Below are 21,357 nucleotides of genomic sequence, written 5' to 3'. Positions count from 1 at the left end.
AAATAGATAAGTAGATACAGAGAGTTACGGGTTTTCGGGTTTCGGGAGGCAAGCGATTGTCCGGGTGGCTTGCCTCCCTAGCCTCCCATGAAAGGCGGAAGGTGATGAAAAGGATCGGTATCGAGGCCTTCCTGGCCTGGGCCTATCGGGACGAGCTGCCAAAGGCGGAGACGTCGGGCGGCGGGGATTGGGTGGTCCCCAGCGCTGGCGGCTGGGATGCGGTGTCGCGGCAGGGCGAGCTGATGGCCGATCTGGTCAACGATGGCCGGATCAACAGCTTTGGCGTGGTGCCCTTGCCGGCATCCTATGGCGCGCCGCCGCATCCCGATGCGCTGACGCTGCATGCGGCGGTGAGCGAGCTCGCGGCCATGGAACTGGATGTACCTGATGGTTGGTCGCCGCTTGCCGGCCTCGGCCTCTCGCCGGTCGAGACGCAGGATGCGGTGCGGCGCGCCATGCCGCGTGTCAGCGCTGCCGGGCGCGATGGCCGGCCGCGCTTCTGTCAGAAGCCGGCCGAGCTGTTGCGCCGGCATGCGATCCTGGGCGGTGCGCCGTCATGGGAGTTCGACCGGCCCAAGGCTCGGTTCGTGTCGAGCCATGGCAAGCCGCTCTGGTTCCGGCAGCGGCCGGTTGAGGGCGCTTTCGGCAAACTGCATATGGTCGAGGTCGATGGCTACAACGCGCGGGCAGGGCGCCCCTATGCCGGCGCCTATCGCAAGACCATCCTGGTACCGGATCCTGCCGAGGCGGTGCCGATGCGGGCGGAGTATGAGGTCTGGCATGCGGCGCTCGGCGTGGTGGTCGATACGCTGGCCGCCAGCTGTGCGCTGCATGACCATGCCGTGGTCATGACCGAGCGCCCGGCTCGGCCTTGGGAGTAGCTGGGACATCCTGCATCGGCCCTCTTGGCTGCGGCAGTTGGTTGACATAGGTTGGCCATGGTTCATTAGGTTTCGAGACGCCGCCCGGTTCACCCCGAGGCGGCGTTTCCGTTGGAGGCGTTGGTTGCCTGTTCGCATTGGCTTCTTTCGCACCGCATCTCAGCAGCGCGCATCCGACGAAGCGAAGCGCGACTATGAGCGGAGGCGCACGGCCGAGAGCGCAACCAGACGCCTGTATTGGACAGCTCGCTGGCGGGCCATCTCCAAGGATCAGCTAGTGCGCGAGCCGCTCTGCATCATGTGCCTGGATGAGGGCACGGTGACTGCCGCCACCATCTGCGACCACGTCATCCCGCATCGTGGTGATATCGACTTGTTCTGGAACGGCGCGCGGCAATCGCTATGTGTCTCGCACCATTCAAGCGCCAAACAGGCCGCCGAGCATGCGGCCGACGCGGGGTGACGAGCACACCCCGGGGGCGGTCGAAAGTCCAGACCCTTGGGAGCCTGCACCGGCTATGGGGGATCGAAAACGCCGGCGCGTTATTCCGGCAGATTTATTTTTTTCGCGTTGGAGGCTGTTGGCGTGGGACGCAGGAAGGATTCGCCGGCCGCGCAAGCCGCGAAGGGCTATCCGGGGCGTCGCAAGTCTCGGGAACGGAAGGCGGCCGCCGATCTAGAGGCCCGGGCTCAACCCGTCGCCGATCAGGTCGCAGCGCAGCGTGATCCGTTTGCTGCTCCGCGGATGTTCACCGGCGCGCCGGCGTTCTATGCCCGAGCGCTCGAGGTGTGGACCGATACGATCCGCGGCCTTCGCGTTATGGGCCGTCTGGATTCCCGCTATGCGCCGTCGATCGCGATCTACTGCGTCGCGGTCCAGGAGTGGGAAACCGCCTGCAAGCACATCCGGCAACACGGTTTCGTGCAGACGGTGAAGCGGACAACCGGCGACAATTGGCTTCGGCCGAATCCGATGCTCGATATCAGGGCCGCGGCGGAGAGCACCATCCGCGACAAGGCGCGCGAGTTCGGCCTGTCGCCGTTGTTCGACCAGGATCTGCTCCGGGTTCAGAGTTTCAACCGGTCGCGGCAGGGCGAGCTCTTCGACAATTCGCCCGAGCCTCAGCCGGAGCAGCCGGCTGGATCGACGCCGGCGCCTCGTACTGTGTCCGAGGACCCGATCGATCTTATGAACGCGACGGATTCGCCGCCGCCCGGGCAGCTGAACTAGGCCGTGCAGCCAGAGACTTCGGCCGCCGCGCTCGCGATCGGCGCGCCGGAGGCCCTGCACCCTTTGCCGGGTTGGCTACAGGCCGTCGCCGATCAGCCGGCTTATCGCTGGGCCGTCATGGGATGGCGAAGGGCGGCCTCGAATCCGGGGGCTTGGTTCGATGCGGCGAAGGCCGATCGTGTCGTCGCGGCCTGGCCGAAGATCTTCAGGCTCACTGAGGACCGGTTTCACGGCAAGCCGTTCTGGTTGCTCAAGTGGCAGGAGATCACGCTTCGGCTCCTCGTCGGGTGGAAGAAGCCCGTCGAGATCCTAGACGAGACAACCGGCGAGCCGCGAATCGCCTGGGTCCGCATCTTCCGGCGCCTGGATCTCTGGATCCCGCGCAAGAATGGCAAGTCGGAGTTCCTGGCGGGGCTCGGCGTGCTGTTCTTCGTGCTCGAGAAGGTCCACGGCGCGCAGGGCTTCGTGTTCGGGCGAGACGAGAAACAGGGCCTCGTCCCCTTCAAGAAGATGAAGGCGATCATCGAGAACGCCAAAGGCGTGATGATCGGTCCGGACGGCTCGCGCCGCGTCGTCAACCAGGCGAAGTCCATCTTCGTTCCGGAGACGAACGGGCTCTGCGAGCTGCTATCCGGCAAGCCCGACGGCAAGCATGGCCGATCGCCGACGGTCATCGTCGGGGACGAGATCCATGAATGGTATAGCCGGGACCTTTCGGACACGCTGCGCGAGGGAACCGGCACCCGCTTGCAGCCGATCGAGCTCTATGCGTCGACCGCCGGCATCAAGACGTCGCGTGTCGGCTTCGAGTGGTTCGAAGAGAGCATGGAGATCCTCGAGGGCGTCAAAGACGACCCAACAACGCTGATCGTCTTCTTCGGCGCCGATCAGGAGGACGATTGGACCGACGAGGAGGTCTGGAAGAAGGCAAACCCCTCAATCGGCATGACGCCGACCTGGGACTATATGCGCATCGAGGCGCGCAAGGCCAAAGGCAAGCCCGCACTCGAGGCCAAGTTCAAATGCTACCACCTCAATCAATGGGTGGATCATCTCTCGAGCTGGATCCCGCTGAGGGCCTGGAAGGCCTCGGCCCGAGATCTGGAAGGCTGGAAGACGCAGGCAGATCGCTTCCAGGGACGGCGCTGCGTCGGCGCCGCTGACGTCTCGGCCGTTCGCGACCTGACCGCACTGGTCTGGCTTTTCGAGCCAGAGGCGCCCGGCGGCGTCTGGGACCTGTTGCCGATGTTTTGGGTTCCGGAGGGCACCCTGGTCGAGCGCCAGGAGACGGATCGCCGCGTCAACTGGCAGGGCTGGGTCGACCAGGGCGCGTTGCGCACCATGCCCGGCGATGTCGTCGACCTTCGGATCGTCGCCAATGCCATCCTCGACGGAATGGCGATGTTCGAGGTGACGAAGCTCGGTTTCGATGCCTGGGGCGTTTCGCAGCTGCAGATCATGCTGCAGGAGGACGGCGTTGCGGCGTCGATTGGCGATGAGCCCTTCATGGTCAACATGCGGCAGGGTCATCGCACGCTGGCCGAGCCGACAAAGGAATTCGAGCGCCTGGTCTTTCAGCGCCTGCTCGATCATGCGGGCCATCCGGTTCTGACCTGGATGGCCCAGCATTGCGGCGTCCGATTCGACGCCAATTTGAACTACGTCCCGGACAAGGGCGGGTCGAAAGACAAGATCGACGGCATCATGGCGTCGGTCATGGCGACAGCGTTGACGATGGGCCCGCCCGGCGATGGCCCATCGGTCTACGAGGATCGCGGAATTCTGGAAATCGAGGTCGAGGAATGGCGTCCATGACAGCTGGCTTCAGCCGCTGGCAGCACTTCCGCGCGGCCATGGGCCTGTCGGCGGAGCGCTACGGCCCCTCCGACAGCATCGGCCAGCCGAATGGCTGGCTCGTCCGGATGCTAGGCGGCGGGAAGACGAAGGCGGGCGTCGTCGTCAGCGAGTTCGGCGCGCTGCATCTGCCCGTGGTGTTCGCCTGCGTGAACCGGATCGCCAATCCGGTTGCCGGCGTCCCGGTCGGCATCTTTCGCAAGGGCGACAAGGGCGAGGCGATCGCGGTTGATGACCACCCGATGTCGCAGAGCCTGCGGCTGCGCCCGAATCCGTTCATGTCGTCACGCACGGTGCGGAAAACGGTCCAGGGCCATGCGCTGCTCTGGGGCAACGGCTACTGCGAGATCGAACGCAATCGCCGGGGCCAGGCAGTCGGGATCTGGCCGCTTCTCCCGAACGCCACGAAGCCTCGGAAGAAAGAGGGCGACCTAGTCTATGACACTTCGATCGCCGGTCAGCGCTACACGCTGCCGCAGGAGGACGTCATCCACCTGATGGATCTTAGCCAGGATGGCTATGAAGGCCTGTCGCAAATCGGCCTTGCCCGCCAGGCTGTCGGCATGGGCCTCGCCATGGAGGAGTTCGGGGCGAAGTTCTTCGCCAACGATGCCAAGTCCGGCGGGTTTCTGATGCACCCGGGCAGGCTGTCGTCCAACGCCCAGGGCAACCTCGCAGGGCGGCGTACCGAGCGCGGTGAAACCGCAGGTCCAGAGCGGCGCATCGACCCCGGTGCCCAACTCGAGAAGCAGGGCGGGCTCGAAAATGCGCATCGGGTCAAGGTGCTCGAGGAGGGCGTCAAGTACATCTCGACCACGATCCCACCCGAGGATGCGCAGTTCCTCGGCTCGCGCGAGTTCCAGATCGCCGAGATCGCGCGAATTTACGACGTGCCGCTCGTTCTGCTGCAGAGCCATGAGAAATCCACCAGCTGGGGCTCCGGCATCGAGCAACTGATGATCGGTTTCGTCCGGCAGACGATCGAGCCGTGGATCGGCGCCTGGGAACAGGAGCTCAACTGGAAGCTCTTCACGGCAGAGGAGTTGGCGCAGGGCTACTACGTCAAGTTCAACCTGAATGCCCTGTTGCGTGGCGACATGGCCGGCCGTGCCGCCTTCTACAAGGCGATGTTTGAACTGGCGGCGATCACGCCGAACAAGATCGCCGCGCTCGAGGAGCTCGACGGCATGGGGCCCGAGGGTGACGTGCGCTTCGTCAGCAACAACGTGCAGTCGATCGAGCGCGCCATCAACCCGCCGGTGCCTCCGCCGATCGGCCACAACGGCGGCCCACCACTCGACCAGTCCGACGAGGAGGACGCAGCATGAAATACGCCCATGTGCTGATGGCGGTCACCGAAGAGCGATGGGCTATGCAGGAGAGCAAGCTGCAAGCCATCCTGGATCTACTCGCGCATCAGGCTTCTGGTGAGAAATACTCGGCGGAAGATCTCGCCGCGCGAGTGCCTCAGAAAACCGAGCGGGAAATTGCCCGGAAGATCGGCAGGGTTGCACTGTTGCCCCTGCGCGGCGTCATCGCCAACCGCATGAACATGATGACCGAGATCTCCGGCGGCACGTCGTCGGAGGGTTTCGGCCTCGCGTTCCAGGCGGCGCTGCGCGACCAAGACGTCAAGGCGATCGTCCTCGATGTCGACTCCCCGGGCGGCATGGTGAGCGGGACCGCGGAGCTGTCGCGGATGATCTTCGACGGTAGGGCGATGAAGCCGGTTATCGCTCACGTCAATGCGACGGCTGCGAGCGCCGCCTACTGGATCGCTTCGGCGGCCACCGAAATGGTTGTGACGCCGAGCGGTGGCGTTGGCGATATCGGCGTTCTCGGTATCCACGACGACATGAGCGGCGCCCTCGAGAAGGCCGGCGTGAAGAAGACGATCGTCAAGGCCGGGAAGTTCAAGGCCGCAGCGAACCCGTTCAATCCGCTCGACGAGGAATCGCACACTCGCATGCAGAGCCGTGTGAACGCTTCCTATGACAGCTTCGTTGGCGACGTGGCTCGCAACCGCGGTGTAGCCGTCTCGCGCGTCCGCGAAGGCTTCGGCCAGGGCGAGCTCGTCGATGCGTCGCGCGCGGTATCCGAAGGCATGGCGGATCGCGTCGGTTCGCTTGAGGAGACGCTGCAGCGTTTCGGCGCCTCGCTCTACGGCGCCCCGATCGAGGCAGCGCCGCCGGCGCGCAATTCTGCCTTGCAGCGCCAGAAGCGGGCGCTCGCTCTCTGAAATACCCGCCGACCGGCGGTAACGGCCTCGTTCACGTGCCGGCGTGAGCGGGGCCTTTTCGTATCCGGCATTCAGCCAGGAGAACCCCATGCTGAAGGAACTGCGCGCCAAGCGCACCAAGCTGGTCGCGGATATGCGCGCCATCATCGTTACGGCCGAGGGGCAGGACCGCGACCTCACGGCCGAAGAGCAGGCTTCGTTTGACGAGCTGCAGGCCAGCCGAGACGCTCTTGAGAACCGGATCACCCGCCTCGAGGCGCAGGAAACCAGCGAGGCGGCGCTCGATGCCGTCGTGCCGGCTCGCTCGCGCTCGAGCGTTCCGCAGGTCATTCCGCGCCGGCCGAACGAGGCGAGCACCGAGTTCGAGAGCTTCGGCGAGTTCATGGCCGCGGTTCGGTTCAACCGGAATGACCAGCGGCTCAACTTCGTCGAGGGCGTCGGCGCCGCGACGGACGAGAACGGCCTGCAGGCCGAAATGCGTATGGATAACGATACGCAGGGCGGCTTCATGGTCCCCCAGCAGTTCCGAAACCAGATCTTTCGCGTCGAAGCGCAGGCTTCGCTCGTGCGCCCTCGCGCCCAGATCATTCCTGCGGGCAGCCCGCCCGATGCCAGCATCACGATGCCGGCTCTCGATCAGTCCGGGGCCAACCCCGCCAACATGTTCGGCGGCGTCCAGGTCCAGTGGATCGAGGAAGGCGAAGAGAAGCCGGAGACCGATGCCAAGCTCGGCGAAATCACGCTTACCCCGCATGAGGTCGCGGGATTCGTCACGGTTACGGACAAACTCCTGCGTAATTGGCAGGCCTCCGATACCTTCATCCGCAACCTGCTTTCGGGTGCCGTCGACGCCGCTGAGGACTACTCGTTCCTGCGCGGCAACGGTGTCACCCAACCGCTGGGCGCGCTGAATGCCGGCGCGATGAAGTACGTCAACCGGGCCAATGCAAACACGGTTGGCTATCTCGACCTGCTCGGCATGGTTGCCGTGCTGCTGATGCGCGGCGGCTCGCCAATCTGGTCGGCGCCGCAATCCGCGCTTCCGAAGATCGCGACCCTTCAGGATCCTGAGGGTCACTACATTTGGAAGCCGGATGCCCGCGACGGCTTTGCCGGCACGCTGCTCGGTTACCCGCTGCGCTGGAATAATCGAGCTCCTGCGCTCGGTTCGAAGGGCGATATCGTGCTCGCGGACTGGAACTACTACCTCATTAAGGACGGTTCTGGCCCCTTCGTCGCCGCGTCTGAGCACGTCAAGTTCACCTCGAACAAGACCGTGATCAAGATCTTCTGGAACGTCGACGGCGCGCCCTGGATGAAGGGCCCGATCAAGGAAGAGAACGGCTACGAGGTCTCGCCCTTCATCGGCCTCGACATCCCGGCCTGATCCGGGAGCGGTCAGCTCTCGCACTCTGCGGCCTCGGCTCCGCCGGGGCCGTCCGCCCTCCCCATCATTTTATCTTGAAAGGAGATCGCCATGCGCGACCTCGCCAATCACCTGCATGTCAAGCGGGCGATCAGCCCTGCTGCTGCGGTTACCGACAACACCCCGTTTGTCTCTCAGATCATCGATCGCGCCGGCTACAACGAGCTCATGTTCGCGATCCAGGCCGGCGCGATCGCCGACGCTGACGCTGTCATCACGGCGCTGGTCGAGCACGGAAACGCTGCGAACCTGTCCGACGCCGCCGCGGTGCCGGATACGCAGCTCACCGGAACGGAAGCGCAGGCAGGCCTCACCTTCGCCAATGACGATGCCTGCCGGAAGATCGGCTATGTCGGCGGCAAACAGTATGTTCGTCTGACGCTGACACCGGCGAACAATGCCGGCAACATCTTCCTCTCCGCGGTCGCCATCCTTTCCGGATCCCGCTACGCGCCGACGCCGAATCCGCCGGTCTGATCGCTGCTTCTCCCGCAACACGCGGCCGAGGCCGCAAAGATCGAGGATTGATCGATGAAGTTCACAGTCATCGCCGGGTGTGTCGACAGGCACACCGGCAAACGCTTTCAGCGCGGCGACACCTTCGAAACGAAGGACGAGGAGCAGGCGGAGCGTCTCATCAAGGCAGGCTGCCTCCGGCGTCCGACCGAGGCAGAGGCCCGGGCCGCGCAGGAGGAAGCTGAAAGCCGGCGCGCTGCGGAGGACGCAGCCGCGGCCGAGCGTAAGCGCCTGGCCAACGAGTCGGCCGCGGCCGAGCAGCGGCGCCTCGCGGACGAGGCAGAGACGCAGCGCCGGCGCCAGGCCGAGCTCGATCGGCTCACCGCGGAGATCGAAGCCGCCCAAGAGCGGCTGCGCGAGACCAACGATGCCGCTTCCGCCGCGGAGGAGCGTCGCCGTGTCGCCGAGCAGGCGGCGGTCGAAGCCGAGGCGCGCCTCGCCAAGGCCAATGAAGCGGCAAGCAAGGCGAAGAAGGCCTGATCATGCCGCGTCTCGTCGTCATCGCCCCGCCGGATCCGAAGTCGGTTCTATCCACGGCCGAAGCAAAGGCGCATCTCCGCGTCGTCGGCGCGGGCGATGACGGCCTGATCGAGCAGCTCGTCGCGGCAGCCTTTGGCCAGATTGATGGACCGGAGGGCTGGCTAGGGCGCGCTCTCGCAACGCAGACCATCGAGCTGCGTCAGGACGGCTTTCCGCGAGGCGATGCGATCTATCTGCCTTGCGAGCCGACGCGATCGATCGTCTCGGTGACCTATGTCGATCGCGAAGGTGCCGAACAAGAGATCCCGGGCGCCGACTACCGTCTGATCGGATCGGAAGCCGTCTGCGGTCGCCGCCAGCGCTGGCCTCAGGCCTATGATGAGCCCGAGAGCGTTCGTGTGCGCTACGTCGCCGGTCATGATCCGGCGCCGGCGGCCGCGGTTGCAGCCCTCAAGCTGATGCTGGGCAACCTCTACAATCTCGTCGGGAGTGATGCCCGGTTACGGAAGCGTGTCGTGGAAGGCGTGGGCTCGCGCGAGTGGGACACGACCGGCAAATTCAACGAGACCGCTGACCGGGCGGTGACCGCGCTGCTGACCCCGCTGCGGATCTTCATCTGATGTTCGATCCAGCCGCGGCCATTTCGGATCTCGACCAGGAACTCGGCGAGTCCGGCCAATCCGTCACCCTGTCCCGCCCCGCCGGCGGGCCGGCTGATCTGGTCTGCCAGGCCTTCGTCCGTGGCTACAAGCCCGAGCAGCTGGTCGGCGCGATCACGCAGCAGGATAGTCTCGTCATCCTGTCGCCGACGGCGCTCGCCGCCGTCGCCTGGCCGGTACCGGAGGGCGGCGATCGCGTGAAGGTCGGCGCCGTGTGGAAGCGCGTCCAGGCTGCCGGCCCGATCTACATGGCCGGCGTTCTGGTGCGCGTCGAGCTGCAGGTGCTGGGCTCATGACCAGCCGCTTGCGCGCCGTCTCGCTGCAATTCCAGGGCGAGACCCTGCGCGCGCTTGCCGGGACGCAGGCCGATCTCGCCGCCTTCGCGAGGCGCGAGCATGGAAAGGTCATGCGGGCCGATCCGCGGCCATCGAGCTACCGGCGCTTCGTTGACGGGCGCGAGGGCGCCCTCGAGGAGAGCGTCCAGCGCAATGGCGTGATCGAGTATCACTATCAGCGGCTGGACGAGATCGTGCGTTTCGCCATGGATACGCTCTTCGCGCTCTCGCCCGTCCTGTCCGGCGACTATCGCCGTGCTCATACGCTGTTCGTTGGCGGCGTCGCAGTCGGCGATTTGAGGAGCTGGAAGCCCCAAAGCGGAGAGGAGATCTATATCCTCAACCCGCTGCCCTATGCCCGCAAGATCGATCTCGGCAAGATGAAGATGCGGGTCGCCGGAACGGATCGGGTCTATCAGCAGGCCGAGCAGATCCTGAAGCGTCGCTTCGGCAACATGGCCGCGATCAAGTTCACATTCCGCTCGGTCGTTGGCGGTTCGTTCTTTGAGGCCGGCGGCGTCAAGCGGCCGATCAAACGCGGCGTCAAAGGCCGCTTCGCCAAGGGCAGCCATGCCCGCCCGGGCCGCGCGCTCGAAAAGGATGCGCGGCGTCCCGCGCTCTATATCCGGGTTTACTGACATGGCTGACTTTGCAGGGGCGGTCGCCGCGATTCGGTTGCGGCTCGAGGGTGTTTGGAACAACGCGACGCCCATCGCCTGGCCGAACGAGAAGCGGCCGATCGTGACCGATGCGGATGGAAAGCCCGCTGCCTGGGTCTATGCCGAGGTCACCGGCACGGATTCGGGCATCCGTGGTGTGGGGAAGCCCGGCGCTCACGTCATCATCGATGACGGCCTGATCGAGCTCACGGCCTTCGTGCCGGCCGATACCGGAACGGCTGAAGCTTTCACGAACGCAACGGCGCTCGGCGAGATCTTCCGCACGAAGCAGTTTTACGACGCTGACCCCGGCGCCTGCATCCGGACCTGGTCGCCACGGGTCGGCGGGGCTGACGCCTCGGCCGACAGCGGCATGTGGGTCGGTGTCACCGTCACCATTCCATTTGAGTTCTGGCGCATCGCCTGACCGTTCCTGCCCGCGCGTGGCCCGCGCCGGCATGATCCTTCTTCCCCTTGGGCAAGGGACCTTCGGGCGCCTCGGGCGCCTTCTTCATGGGAGCCCCTGCCATGGTTTTTCAGTCCGGCCGCAACATCCTGGTTGCCTACAAGCCTGAGGTCACTTTCGGCGTCGCCGAAGACGGCGCCGCGGGCGCGAAGGTGTTTCGCCCCAACAGCGGCGGCCTCAACCTTTCGAAGGAGCCGATCCGTTCGAACGAGATCCGGCGCGACGGGCAGGTCTCGCGCGGGCGCCACGGCTCGCGTTCGGTCGCCGGCTCCTATGTCGGCGATCTCAGCCACGGCAGCTATGACGATTTCATCGAAGCCGTTTTCCGCGGCTCGTTCCAGCCCGAGCTCGTGCTGAACGAGGCGAGCGCGGGCCTGACCAGCATCACCACGACGGCGAACGCCATTGTTGCATCGGCGGGCTCCTGGATCACCGCTGGCCTGCGTGTTGGCGATATCGTTCGCCTGACCAACCACTCGACGGCAGCGAACAACGGCCGCAACCTGCGCATCGTCGGGCTGACTGCCAGCACGATCACTGTCGCCGAAGTGCTCACCGTCGACGCCGTTGCCGACGCCGCCTTCTCGCTGACGCGGCCGAAAAAGCTGCTGATGGGCACCACTCCGCGTAGCTTCTCGATCGAAGAGCGCGAGATCGATATCGACGGCTCCGAACTCTTCCTCGGCAATCGCATCGGCTCGATGCAGCTGCAGCTGCAGCCGAACGGCATGGCGACGATCACCTTCGGCGTGATTGGCCGCGACATGGAGGTGAAGGATGGCGCGGCCTCGCCCTATTATGCTGCGCCGGTCGCAACCACCTCGCTCGGCATGACGGCGGTCGAGGCGCTGATCCGGCTCGGCGGCGAGGATGTGCTCGAGCTTACCGCGCTGGATCTGACCATCAACCTGAATGCGGCGGGACAGCCCGTCGTCGGCTCGGTGCTGACGCCCGAGGTGTTCACCAACCAGGCGACGGTCGAGGGCTCGATCACGGCGCTGAAGAAGGACGTAAGCCGCGTGCAGCAGTTCCTCGACGAGGACGTGCTCTCGCTGCATCTGATGTTCACCGAGAACGAAGGCGAGCCGCGTGACTTCTGCTCGTTCTTCATCGGCAACATCACCTTTGCGAACCTCGCGAAGTCCGAGCTCGGTGCCGACAATGGCCGCACGCAGCAGATCTCGCTGCTGATCGGCAAGGACGAGCGCGGCGGTGCCTATTCCGACTCGACCGTTGTCTACCAGACCTCGGCGGCCTGATCGTCATGACGGCGCAGCTGGAAGCGGCGGTGCGCGAGGCGGCTTCCGCCCTGCGCGCCGCCATCGCCGCAGCCGAGGCGGCCGGCCTCACGGTCGCGCTGCCGCGCCGTGCGGCGGATCTCGGCGCGATCGCCATCAGTGCGACCGGCCGGGCCCGGGAAAGCTGGCCGGTGGCGGTGATGATGCCGCCGGCGCCGATCGAGGCTGCTCGCGATCCGGGCCGGCCGTTGCGGCTCCCATCCACGAAAGAGCGCCGCAAGCGCTGAATCTTCCCATCAAGGAAATTGGACATGACGAACAAAGCTGGCGCGGTCCTGGTGAACCTCGGCGCGCTTTGCGCGGCCAACACCGCCGTGATGCAAGTGCTCCACCCCGTAACGAATGCGCCGATCGGCTGGGAGATTACCTTCGCCGGTCCCGGCCATCCCAAGGCGATCGCCTGGTCGAACGAGGCGGCCCGCGAGGCGTTGCTTCGCGACGCCCAGATCGAGGCGCAGCGGCTGAACGGCCGCGAGATCAAGCCCGAGAGCCGGGATGTCGACGTGGCCCGCCGCAATAATACCAGGTGGGTTGTCGCCAGGATCGTCGACTGGACCCCGGTGACGCTCGAAGAAGGCGGCTCTGCGATCACCTTTGCTGAGCAAACGGCGACCGAGATCCTGTTGAAGCCGGAACTCAACTGGCTCTATGCCCAGTGCCTCGAATTCCTCAATGCCAAGGCGTCTTTTATCGAGGCCTCCGCGACGGCCTGATCGCCTTCGCCGAGGCCGAGTTTCGGCTTTCCGCTCTCGATGACAAGGGTCACAGCCTCCGCGCCACGTTGCGGGGGCTCCTCGACCGGGCGCGGACGCCGGAGCGGCGGGCCGGGATCGAAGCGGAGTTGCGCGTTCCGCCGGCGCCGCCGCAGCTGATCTATCTCTGGAACGCGTTCCGGCGGCTTTCGGATCGTCGTGGCATGGGTCTGTCGGGATCGGCGCCGCTTACCTGGCCAGAAATCGACGCGTTTTCCCGGCTGTCAGGGCTGCATCTGGCGCCCTGGGAGATCGAAATCGTCGAGGAACTGGACCGGCTCTTCCTGTTCCCTCCGAAGCCGGCCGAGTAGCCATTTCGCAATGCGTGGCCAACCACCGAGGCCTTCATGTCTCAAGTCGTATCACTGCTGACGATCGATGCGCGCGGCGCTGAAGTCGGCTCGGCCACCTATGTCCGCGCCATGAAGGTAGCGCAGGCTGCTGTCGACCGGCTGGCCGATGCAGAGGAGCGCGCCAAGGCGGCGCAGGCGGGCCAGACGCTCGTTATGACCGGCAACGCCAACTCGATCGCCCGCACGGCGGCGCAATGGGACAAGTTGCGGGCTTCACTCGACCCGGTGATTGCCGCCACCAAGGCGATCGAGCAGGCCCAGTTGCGTGCCGACGCTGCGGTGCGTCGCGGGGTGACGACGCAGGAGGAGGCTGCCCGCATCGTTGCGCAGGTCCGGAAGAAGCACGCCGATGCGCTTGGGGTCAGCAATGACAATGCCCCCTCCGGGCTCGCAAAGCATGAAATCATCAATCTGTCGCGCCAGGCGCAGGATGTCTTCGTCTCGCTCTCCAGCGGCCAGAACCCGCTGACCGTCCTGATCCAGCAGGGTTCGCAGATCGCGGATATCTTCGCGTCTTCGAATGCGACCGTGGGCTCGTTCCTGCGGCAGCTGCTTGGCTGGCTTGGGCCCCTCGCTCCGGCATTGGCGGCCTCAGCCGCGGCGGCCTCAGCCCTCTTTGCCGCATTCAGCGTTGGTTCCGAACGCAGTGACGTCGCCGCCTCTCTGCGCGGCATCGGGCGCACCGCAGGTATCACTGGCGGCGAGCTGAACCGGCTGGCGAAGGATGCCGCTGAGGCCGCCGGCGTCACGGTTTCGGCGGCGCGGTCCATGGCGGCGGAATTCACCAGGACCGGCAAGATAGCGCCCGAGATGACGTCGCGCCTGATCAAGCTGGCGAAGGATTATGCCTTCACCACCGGCCAGGAGCTCGAGCCCGCGGTGAAAGAGCTCGCCGAGGCCTTTGCCGACCCGATCAAGGGCGCTGAGGCTCTCAACCAGCGCCTCGGCTTCCTAGACGGCACGATGCAGACGGCAATCCGGCGTTCGGTCGACATGGGCGATCGGCTCCGCGCCCAACGGCTACTGACCGACGGCATGGCTGCGAGCGTCATCAAGGCCGAGGAGGCGCAGAGCAGCTGGAACCGGGCATGGGAAAAGTACATCACGCTGCCCATCGGGCGGGCGAAGGAGGCTGTTGGCTCCGCATTGCTGCCTGCTGATCAGCAGACCAAGCTCGATGACCTCACGCGCCAGCTTCGCGACAATGAATCTCGCCTCGCACGGGTGCGCGCGGAGGGGCTGAGCAGCTCTCCTGAGAAGGACCGCCTCGAGGCGAGGGTCGGCTACCTGAACGAACAGAAGCGCGCGCTTGAGTCGCTCATGAAGGTTGAGTCTGACCGGGCAGAACTGAGCGGTCGCCTGGCAACGAACAATGCCAAGTCTCGCGAGGCGGAGTCCCTCTTCGCCAATGCAAACCGTGAAATTCGAGACGCAGAGAAGCTGAACGCAGCCATCAGCACCTACGAAAATGGTCTCGACGCGATCAAGAAGAAGCGCGAGGCCCTCGGCGGCGACGGGGCTCGAAACGCCTCTTCTCTCGATGATGAGAATTTCCGGAACTTCACGGCCGGGCTTGCCCGGGCAAAGGCTGCACTAAAGGACTATTCGTCCGTCCAGCAGGGCGCGACCATGGAGCAGGACAAGACTCGCCGTCTGTCCGAGCTCGACGCCCGCGCCATCAACGATGTGACCGTGGCGCAGAAGGCGGCGACTGCGGCCGAGCGCGTCCGGATCGAGTTACGCGGCACCGAGAATTCGGCAGCCGAGCGTTCGCGCATGGCTGAGGAGGCCCGCCAGCGCGTGCTGACTGAGGGCAAGGCGCTTGCCGTCGATCAGCGCCGCGCTTCGCAGGACAATGTCGATGCGCTCAACGCCGAGACCGACGCGATCAAGAGCAATGGCGTCGCCGCGGCCGAGATCGCCAAGCTGAAGGCGCAGGCGCAGCGCGAGGTGCGCGGCACCAACGAGGATGCGGGCGTCCGCTTCCAGGAGCTGCTGCAGGAGGCGTCGGCCAAGGTCAACCGGGAGATCGCCGAGCAGAACTCGCGGCTACGCGAGCAGGTCCAGATCGGTCGCGATGTGAATGACCGGGCGGCACGGCAGAACCTGTCAGAGCAGCAGATCTATGAGCTGCTGCAGCGTCAGTCGGACATTCAGGCCCGCATCAATCAGCTGCGCGCGATCGGCGCCGACGAAGGCACGATCCTGCGCGCGCAGCGGGATCTGATCGCCCTGAAGGAACAGGAGTTGACCATTGATCAGCGCCGTCGCGCGCTGGGCATGATCAATGGGCAGAGCGATCAGATCCAAGGGCTTGAGCTGGAGATCTCGCTGATTGGCCGGAACGCGGAGGAGCGCAATCGCCTGATCGCGATCATGCGCGCCGAGCAGGAGCTACGTCGGCAGGGCATTCCCCTGACCAGCGAGGAAGGTCAGGCTTATGTCGACAATGCTGCACGGATCGCCGGCCTCAACACGGTGAAAGAGCGTCTGTCCGAGATTCAGGACATCGGCAAAGACGCGCTGAAGGGCTTCGTTTCCGACCTTCGAAACGGCAAGTCTGCCACCGAGGCGCTGACGAACTCGCTCAACCGCGTGGCCGACAAGCTGCTCGACATTGCCTCGGATCAGGCGATTTCGTCGCTCTTCGGGTCGAAGGGCTCCGCCGGAGGCGGGTTGCTGGGCAGCCTGCTGAAGGGCTTCGGCTTCGGTGGTGGCGGCAATCCGTTTGCCGAAGGCGCCGGCGGCTATAGCGGCTTTGGCCCGTTCCTGCCGAGCGCGAAGGGGAATGTCTTCGCCGGCGGCAATGTCATTCCCTTCGCCAGGGGCGGCGTCATCGATAGGCCGATGACCTTTCCGCTCCGGAACGGGATGACAGGCCTCGCCGGCGAGGCCGGGGCGGAAGCGATCATGCCGCTGCGCCGGAACAGTTCCGGGCAGCTTGGCGTCGTTGCAGCCGGTGGCGGCGGTGGCGGGCGTTCCTCGGTGACCGTGAACGTGATCAACCAAACGGATGGCAAGGTCACGCAGGAGAGCCGCAAGGGGCCTGACGGCTCGGAGATCCTCGACATCGTCATCCAGAAGGTCGCCGGCGACATGTCGACGCCGGGCTCTGCCACTCACCGGGCGTTGCGCTCGAATTATGGCGCTCAACAGCAACTGACGAAGCGGTGATGTGATGGCAGATACCTGGCCCGCCACCCTGCCGCAGAAGCTGCAGAGCGATGACTATTCCGAGCAGGAGGCCGAGAACCGGATTCGCAGCGCCAATGACGTGGGCCCGGCGAAAGTGCGCCGGCGCACAACGGCGAATGTCCAGCCGGTGTCCGGATCGCTCATCATGAGCCTCGACCAGAAGGCGCTGTTGAAGTCCTTCGTCTCTGAAACTCTGCTCGGCGGCGCTCTTCCGTTCTGGTTCCCCAACCCGAACGGCGGAGCAGACTGGCTGGTTCGCTTTGCCGATGGCGGCTTGCCGACCTGGGCGCCCTTCGGCGCCATCGAATGGCGCGCCAGCTTCAAGCTCGAGGTGCTGCCATGAGCCGCACGCTTTCGCTGACGATGCGGGGGGCGATGAATGCGCAGGAGACCGGCGAGGTGCCGATCTTCCTGATGACGATCACGCATGAGCTGCTCGAGGAGCCAATCAGGCTGTCGTCGGACCCGACGTCGCGGATCTCGGTCGACCCTCTGAAATATGGCACCGCAAGTCGCGGTGAGACCTATCTCTTCGTGCCCATGGGCTATGTGCTGCCCGACGAGAAGGATGGCGCGGCGCCCCAGTCCCGCATCACCCTCGACAACGTCGACCGGAGCATGGTGGACATCGTCCGCTCGGCCCAGACGCCGGCGCGGGTCACGATGGAGCTCGTGCTGGCATCGGCGCTCGACGAGGTCGAGATCGCCTTTCCGGCCTTCGATCTGGTGAGCGCGCCCTATGACGCGAGCATCATCACGCTGCATCTGGCGATCAATGCGCTCGTCACCGAGCCGTTCCCGGCCGGCAGCTTCAATCCTTCGCAGTTCCCCGGCCTGTTCTGATGCTCGATGCCTATGTCGGCCTGCCCTTCGCCGAGAGGGGGCGCTCGCGCGCGGGTCTCGATTGCTGGGGCCTCGTCTGCCTGGTCTATGCCGAGCAGCTCGGCCTGGATCTGCCGCGCCTCGACGAGGCCTATGTCTCGACCGCCGATCGCGAGACGCTGCAGCAGCTCGTCTGCGAGGGGCGAAGCGCGTGGATCGAGGTCCCGGCCGACAAGGCAGAGATCTTTGATGTCGTGTTAATGAGCAATCTCGGCGTGCCGCATATCGGCCTCGTCGCGGGACCTCGGCTCGTCCTGCATGTCGAGGATGGTGCCGACGCGACGATCGAGCCTCTTTCCGGGGCCCGCCTTGCCCGCCGGCTGCGCGGCTTCTTCCGTCATGAGAGCCGCCATGCTGCCTGCGTCTGAACCGCTTCGCGGCGAGATCCTGCCGCCTGACGCTGGCATGGTCGACGTCATCGTATTGCGGCACCCGCTGCGTCATGAGCGCAGCATTGTGAACCTGCCCGCTGGCCTTTCGCTCGCGGAGCTGCTGGCGCGCGCATGGCCCGGGCGTGGTTCGCGTCCGATGCTCGCCTATCTCGGCGAGGATGTGGTGCCGGCCGAGCTTTGGGGTCGGGTGCGGCCGAAGCCCGGCATTGTCGTGACCTTCCGGGCGACGATGCACGGCAAGGGCGTCCTGCGCGCTCTTGCATTCGTCGCCATCGCGATTGCGGCGATTGTTGTCGGGCCTTGGATCGCCGGCGCCCTGTTCGCTGCGGGTACGACGGCCTTCCTTGTCACCTCGGCCTTGGTCTCGGGCGCGATCACGATCGGCGGCTCGCTGCTCGTCAATGCCCTGTTTCCGGTGGCGAAGAAGCCGAGCAATAACGGCGCTCTCGCGCCGAACGAGGAGGCGCAGCGTATCTCCTCGCTGCAGGGTTCGCAGAACCAGGCGCGGCCCTTTGGGTCCATTCCCGTCGTGCTCGGCCAGCATCGCATTTCGCCGCCCTTCGCAGCCAAGCCCTATAGCGAGCTCGTCGGCGACGATCAGTATCTGCGCCTGCTCTTCTGCGTAGGCTATGGACCGCTGGTGATCGACGAGTTCAGGATCGGCGAGACGCCGATAGAGTCCTTCTCGGGCGTCGAGCTCGAGGTGCGTGCTGGCTACGACACGGACACGCCGACGGCGCTCTATCCCGGCCAGGTTGACCAGCAGGATCTCTCGATCGTGCTCGGTTACAACGAACTGGTGAAGCGCATGACCGAGCCGGATATCGACGAGTTTTCGGTCGATATCGCGGCACCTCAGGGCATCTATATCGTCGATACCACGACCGGAGCTCGCAACGGACTTGGTGTCCATGTCCGCGTCTTTTATCGCCGGATTGATCAGGGCGGCTTTACGCAGGCCAGCGAGCTCGCCTTCTGGCGCGAACTCGGCCAGGCGAGGCGCGGCACCAGCGTCAGCGTTCCGCGCGGGCAGTACGAGATCATGCTGGTCAGGATCTCGCCGACGATCGGCACCGAGGACGTTGCAGAGCAGGTCGTCTGGACCGCGCTGCGCTCGATCAAGCGGGCGCAGCCGATCAGCTTCCCGGCGCCGCTCGCCCTGGTCGCGATCCGCATCCGTGCCAGCGATCAGCTGTCCGGCGTCGTCGACACCTTCAATGTGCGGGTCCGCTCGCAGGGGCTGAGCTACAACGGTGCGACCGGCTGGGTTCAGAGCATGTCGCGCAATCCGGCCGACCTGTTCCGCAAGGTGCTGCAGTCGCCGCCGAACAGCATGCCGGTTCATGACGACGGCATCGATATCCCCACGCTTGAGCGGTGGTGGCTTTTTAACAATTTGAACAACTTCACCTATGACAGCGTGGTCGAGAATGCGACCTCGGTCTATGAGCGCCTTGTCCTGATCTGCGTCGCCGGCCGAGCGGTCCCGACCTTCCGGGACGGCAAATGGAGCGTGATCTGGGACGAGTTCGATGCGCCGGTGGTGCAGCATTTCACGCCGCGCAATTCATCGGGCTTCAGTTCTGAGCGCGTCTATCAGCGCACCCCGCACGGATTTCGCGTCAAGTTCGTCAACGCTGCCAAGGGTTATGCTGCTGACGAACGCATCGTCTATGACGACGGCTATGACGCCGGCAATGCGACGCTGTTCGAGTCGATCGATCTCGACGGCATCACCTCGTCGGATCTCGCCTGGAAGCATGGGCGCTATCATATTGCCCAGGCCCGGCTGCGCCCGGAGAAGTATCAGATCCGCGTCGATTGGGAGCATCTGCGCTGCACGCGCGGCGACCGCGTGCTCTTCGCCCACGACATCATCAAGGTCGGGCTCGGCTATGGGCGGGTGAAGTCGGTCGCCGACAACGTCGTCACGGTCGACGATATCGTCACGATGGAGGTCGGGAAGGCCTATTGCATCCGCTTCCGCCTGGCCAATGGCACAAGCGTATTGCGCCAGTTGGTGACGACAGAGGGCGAGGTCAGCGCCTTGACCCTTGACGGCGACGGCGCCCTGCCGGCGCCGGGCGACCTCTTCCTGTTCGGTGAAACCGAGCGGGAGTCGATCGTCTGCCGCGTCTTCGCGATCGAGCACCAGGACGATTTGACCGCACGGCTCACGCTGGTCGACGACGCGCCCGCGCTGATCAACGCCGATCGGGGCGTGATTCCGCCCTTCGATTCGCGCATCAGTCAGCCGGCCGATCCGTTCACACTGCCGCCGAAGAGCGTCACGGCGAAGGAAATCATCGTCCAGGGCGGCAGCGGCGCCACGACCGCCGTTGTCCGCTTGTCGTGGCAGGCGCCGCGCCTCGGACGCGTTCGCGCCTTCGAGGCGCAATGGCGCGACGAGCAGGTCGGCCAAGGCGGCGAACAGGGCTGGTCCAGCGCCCAGACGGTGGCGGCTCCTCAGCAATGGATCGAGATCGGTGGCCTGCTGCTCGGCAGCTACTCCTTCCGGGTGCGATCGCTGTTCGACGATGGCACGGTGTCGAGTTGGGCAGTCCTGCCGGCGAGTGCGATCACCGGCGACCTGTTGGCGAAGCCGCTCCCGAGCGTCACGCGCCTTCGCTCGGTCTTCGTCGACGGCGTGCGCAATCTTGCCTGGGACGAGGTGCGTGATTGGCGTGGCGCGGTGCTCTACGAGATTCGCAAGGGCTCGACCTGGGCCGGCAGCTTCCTGATCGAGACCGTGGCGCACCCGCCCTTTGCCGTGCTCGGCGACGACACCTATTGGATCGCGGCGGTTGCAAAACCGATCAGCAACCTGACGGTCTACTCTGCTGCGCCGGCATCGATCGTCATCACGGGCGCCACCCTCGTCGGCAACGTCGTGGTCGAATTCGACGAAAAGGCGACCGCCTGGTCCGGCACGACATTCGGCACGGTCGCGGTCTCCGGCACAGATCTACGCACGGGCGGCGCCGGCGACGTCTTGACCATTCCCGATTTCCTCGGGACGCCTTCGCTGCTGGACTATGGTGGCGGCGGCTCGGGTGCCTACGAGATCCCGAACACGCACTTCGTGGATGTCGGCCGCGTCGTCGCCTGCGCCGTGACGGTCGAACTCCACGCCAGCGCGATCTGGTCCGATCAGGACATCCTGACCGAACCCGATTTCCTCGGAATTCAGGACCTGCTCACGGCGGAGGCGGCGCGCGAGGTCGAAGTCTTCATCGAGATCGCGCTCGGCGAAAACGATCCGCTCGACATCTATTCGACGGTCGACACCTATGAACCTGCCGACGTGTACAGCCAGAACATCCAGTGGGGCCCGTGGCAGCGCTTCAGCGCCGGTTCGTATCTCGCCCGGCACTTCAAATTCCGGCTGATCCTCAACACCCTGAACCCGCGCGCGATCGCGATCGTGCAGCAGTTCAAGTTCCGGGTCGATGTGCCCGACCGCATCGACCACCTGACCAATATCGCAATTCCCGCTGAGGGCTTGGCGATCACCTACCGACCTGACAATGCGCCGGCCGACGCGCCTTTCCACGGCGGGCCGAACGGCGCAGCGAACCCCTATGTCAACGTCACCATCCTCGACGGCCAGGACGGCGTGCTCGAGCTGAGCGACGAGAGCAAGGTGGGTTGCACGGTCCGCATCAAGGCGGGCGGCATCGGCGTCGCCCGCACCGTCAATATCGACGTCCAGGGCTACTGACCCTCAACACCCCGGAAA

General features: G+C 65.3%; 22 protein-coding genes. All 22 read left to right on the top strand.

Annotated features, from left to right (window positions below; translation table 11 throughout):
• Positions 1-104: 104 nt before the first annotated feature.
• The 22 genes from FG93_RS09655 (at position 105) to FG93_RS09550 (ending at position 21,339) form a co-directional block, all read left to right on the top strand.
• Positions 105-881, top strand: coding sequence for a hypothetical protein (locus tag FG93_RS09655; protein ID WP_043233938.1), 777 nt, complete (start codon positions 105-107; stop codon positions 879-881).
• A gap of 124 nt (positions 882-1,005) precedes the next feature.
• Positions 1,006-1,344 (top strand): HNH endonuclease, encoded by a 339-nt coding sequence (locus FG93_RS09650; protein WP_244448550.1) that lies wholly within the window; start codon positions 1,006-1,008, stop codon positions 1,342-1,344.
• Positions 1,345-1,380: 36 nt separating this feature from the next.
• Positions 1,381-2,112 (top strand): P27 family phage terminase small subunit, encoded by a 732-nt coding sequence (locus tag FG93_RS09645; RefSeq protein ID WP_152579376.1) that lies wholly within the window; start codon positions 1,381-1,383, stop codon positions 2,110-2,112.
• A gap of 3 nt (positions 2,113-2,115) precedes the next feature.
• Entirely contained in the window at positions 2,116-3,927 is a 1,812-nt protein-coding gene (locus tag FG93_RS09640) for a terminase large subunit (protein WP_244448549.1), read from the top strand.
• Positions 3,924-5,294, top strand: coding sequence for a phage portal protein (locus FG93_RS09635; RefSeq protein WP_244448548.1), 1,371 nt, complete (start codon positions 3,924-3,926; stop codon positions 5,292-5,294). The genes FG93_RS09640 and FG93_RS09635 overlap by 4 nt, the downstream gene beginning before the upstream one ends.
• Complete coding sequence (locus FG93_RS09630) at positions 5,291-6,205, top strand: S49 family peptidase (protein WP_043233935.1); 915 nt, start codon at positions 5,291-5,293, stop codon at positions 6,203-6,205. The genes FG93_RS09635 and FG93_RS09630 overlap by 4 nt, the downstream gene beginning before the upstream one ends.
• Positions 6,206-6,293: 88 nt before the next feature.
• Complete coding sequence (locus tag FG93_RS09625) at positions 6,294-7,592, top strand: phage major capsid protein (protein WP_043233933.1); 1,299 nt, start codon at positions 6,294-6,296, stop codon at positions 7,590-7,592.
• A gap of 90 nt (positions 7,593-7,682) precedes the next feature.
• Complete coding sequence (locus tag FG93_RS09620) at positions 7,683-8,108, top strand: hypothetical protein (RefSeq protein WP_043233930.1); 426 nt, start codon at positions 7,683-7,685, stop codon at positions 8,106-8,108.
• Positions 8,109-8,162: 54 nt separating this feature from the next.
• A complete protein-coding gene (locus FG93_RS09615; RefSeq protein WP_052513560.1) occupies positions 8,163-8,627 on the top strand; it encodes a hypothetical protein in 465 nt (154 codons plus the stop codon).
• A gap of 2 nt (positions 8,628-8,629) precedes the next feature.
• Positions 8,630-9,247, top strand: coding sequence for a hypothetical protein (locus FG93_RS31155; RefSeq protein ID WP_052513559.1), 618 nt, complete (start codon positions 8,630-8,632; stop codon positions 9,245-9,247).
• Positions 9,247-9,582: a hypothetical protein gene (locus tag FG93_RS09605; protein WP_043233929.1), complete on the top strand. Its 336-nt coding sequence runs from the start codon at positions 9,247-9,249 to the stop codon at positions 9,580-9,582. The genes FG93_RS31155 and FG93_RS09605 overlap by 1 nt, the downstream gene beginning before the upstream one ends.
• Positions 9,579-10,259 carry a hypothetical protein gene (locus FG93_RS31150; protein ID WP_052513558.1) on the top strand — a complete coding sequence of 227 codons (681 nt, stop codon included), beginning with the start codon at positions 9,579-9,581 and terminating at the stop codon, positions 10,257-10,259. The genes FG93_RS09605 and FG93_RS31150 overlap by 4 nt, the downstream gene beginning before the upstream one ends.
• A gap of 1 nt (position 10,260) precedes the next feature.
• Positions 10,261-10,707 (top strand): phage tail terminator-like protein, encoded by a 447-nt coding sequence (locus tag FG93_RS09595; RefSeq protein WP_043233927.1) that lies wholly within the window; start codon positions 10,261-10,263, stop codon positions 10,705-10,707.
• 101 nt (positions 10,708-10,808) lie between these two features.
• On the top strand, positions 10,809-12,005 hold the full coding sequence (locus FG93_RS09590; RefSeq protein ID WP_043234081.1) for a phage tail tube protein: 1,197 nt from the start codon (positions 10,809-10,811) through the stop codon (positions 12,003-12,005).
• Between the two features lie 5 nt (positions 12,006-12,010).
• Positions 12,011-12,271 carry a hypothetical protein gene (locus FG93_RS09585; protein WP_043233926.1) on the top strand — a complete coding sequence of 87 codons (261 nt, stop codon included), beginning with the start codon at positions 12,011-12,013 and terminating at the stop codon, positions 12,269-12,271.
• 24 nt (positions 12,272-12,295) lie between these two features.
• Positions 12,296-12,757: a hypothetical protein gene (locus tag FG93_RS09580; protein WP_043233925.1), complete on the top strand. Its 462-nt coding sequence runs from the start codon at positions 12,296-12,298 to the stop codon at positions 12,755-12,757.
• A gap of 128 nt (positions 12,758-12,885) precedes the next feature.
• A complete protein-coding gene (locus tag FG93_RS09575) occupies positions 12,886-13,107 on the top strand; it encodes a hypothetical protein (RefSeq protein WP_244448547.1) in 222 nt (73 codons plus the stop codon).
• 36 nt (positions 13,108-13,143) lie between these two features.
• Positions 13,144-16,323, top strand: coding sequence for a phage tail length tape measure family protein (locus FG93_RS09570; RefSeq protein ID WP_043233923.1), 3,180 nt, complete (start codon positions 13,144-13,146; stop codon positions 16,321-16,323).
• A gap of 4 nt (positions 16,324-16,327) precedes the next feature.
• The gene (locus FG93_RS09565; RefSeq protein ID WP_043233922.1) at positions 16,328-16,687 is read left to right on the top strand and encodes a hypothetical protein; all 360 of its coding nucleotides are present in this window, start codon (positions 16,328-16,330) and stop codon (positions 16,685-16,687) included.
• Positions 16,684-17,187 (top strand): DUF1833 family protein, encoded by a 504-nt coding sequence (locus FG93_RS09560; RefSeq protein ID WP_043233921.1) that lies wholly within the window; start codon positions 16,684-16,686, stop codon positions 17,185-17,187. The genes FG93_RS09565 and FG93_RS09560 overlap by 4 nt, the downstream gene beginning before the upstream one ends.
• Positions 17,187-17,594: a C40 family peptidase gene (locus tag FG93_RS09555; RefSeq protein ID WP_043233919.1), complete on the top strand. Its 408-nt coding sequence runs from the start codon at positions 17,187-17,189 to the stop codon at positions 17,592-17,594. Before FG93_RS09560 ends, FG93_RS09555 begins: the two co-directional genes overlap by 1 nt.
• Complete coding sequence (locus FG93_RS09550) at positions 17,578-21,339, top strand: host specificity factor TipJ family phage tail protein (protein WP_043233918.1); 3,762 nt, start codon at positions 17,578-17,580, stop codon at positions 21,337-21,339. Before FG93_RS09555 ends, FG93_RS09550 begins: the two co-directional genes overlap by 17 nt.
• Positions 21,340-21,357: the final 18 nt, after the last annotated feature.

Origin of the sequence: Allobosea sp. LC85, from assembly GCF_000735605.1 — a bacterium.
GTDB lineage: Bacteria > Pseudomonadota > Alphaproteobacteria > Rhizobiales > Beijerinckiaceae > Allobosea.
This window is presented reverse-complemented; position numbering and strand designations above follow the sequence as displayed.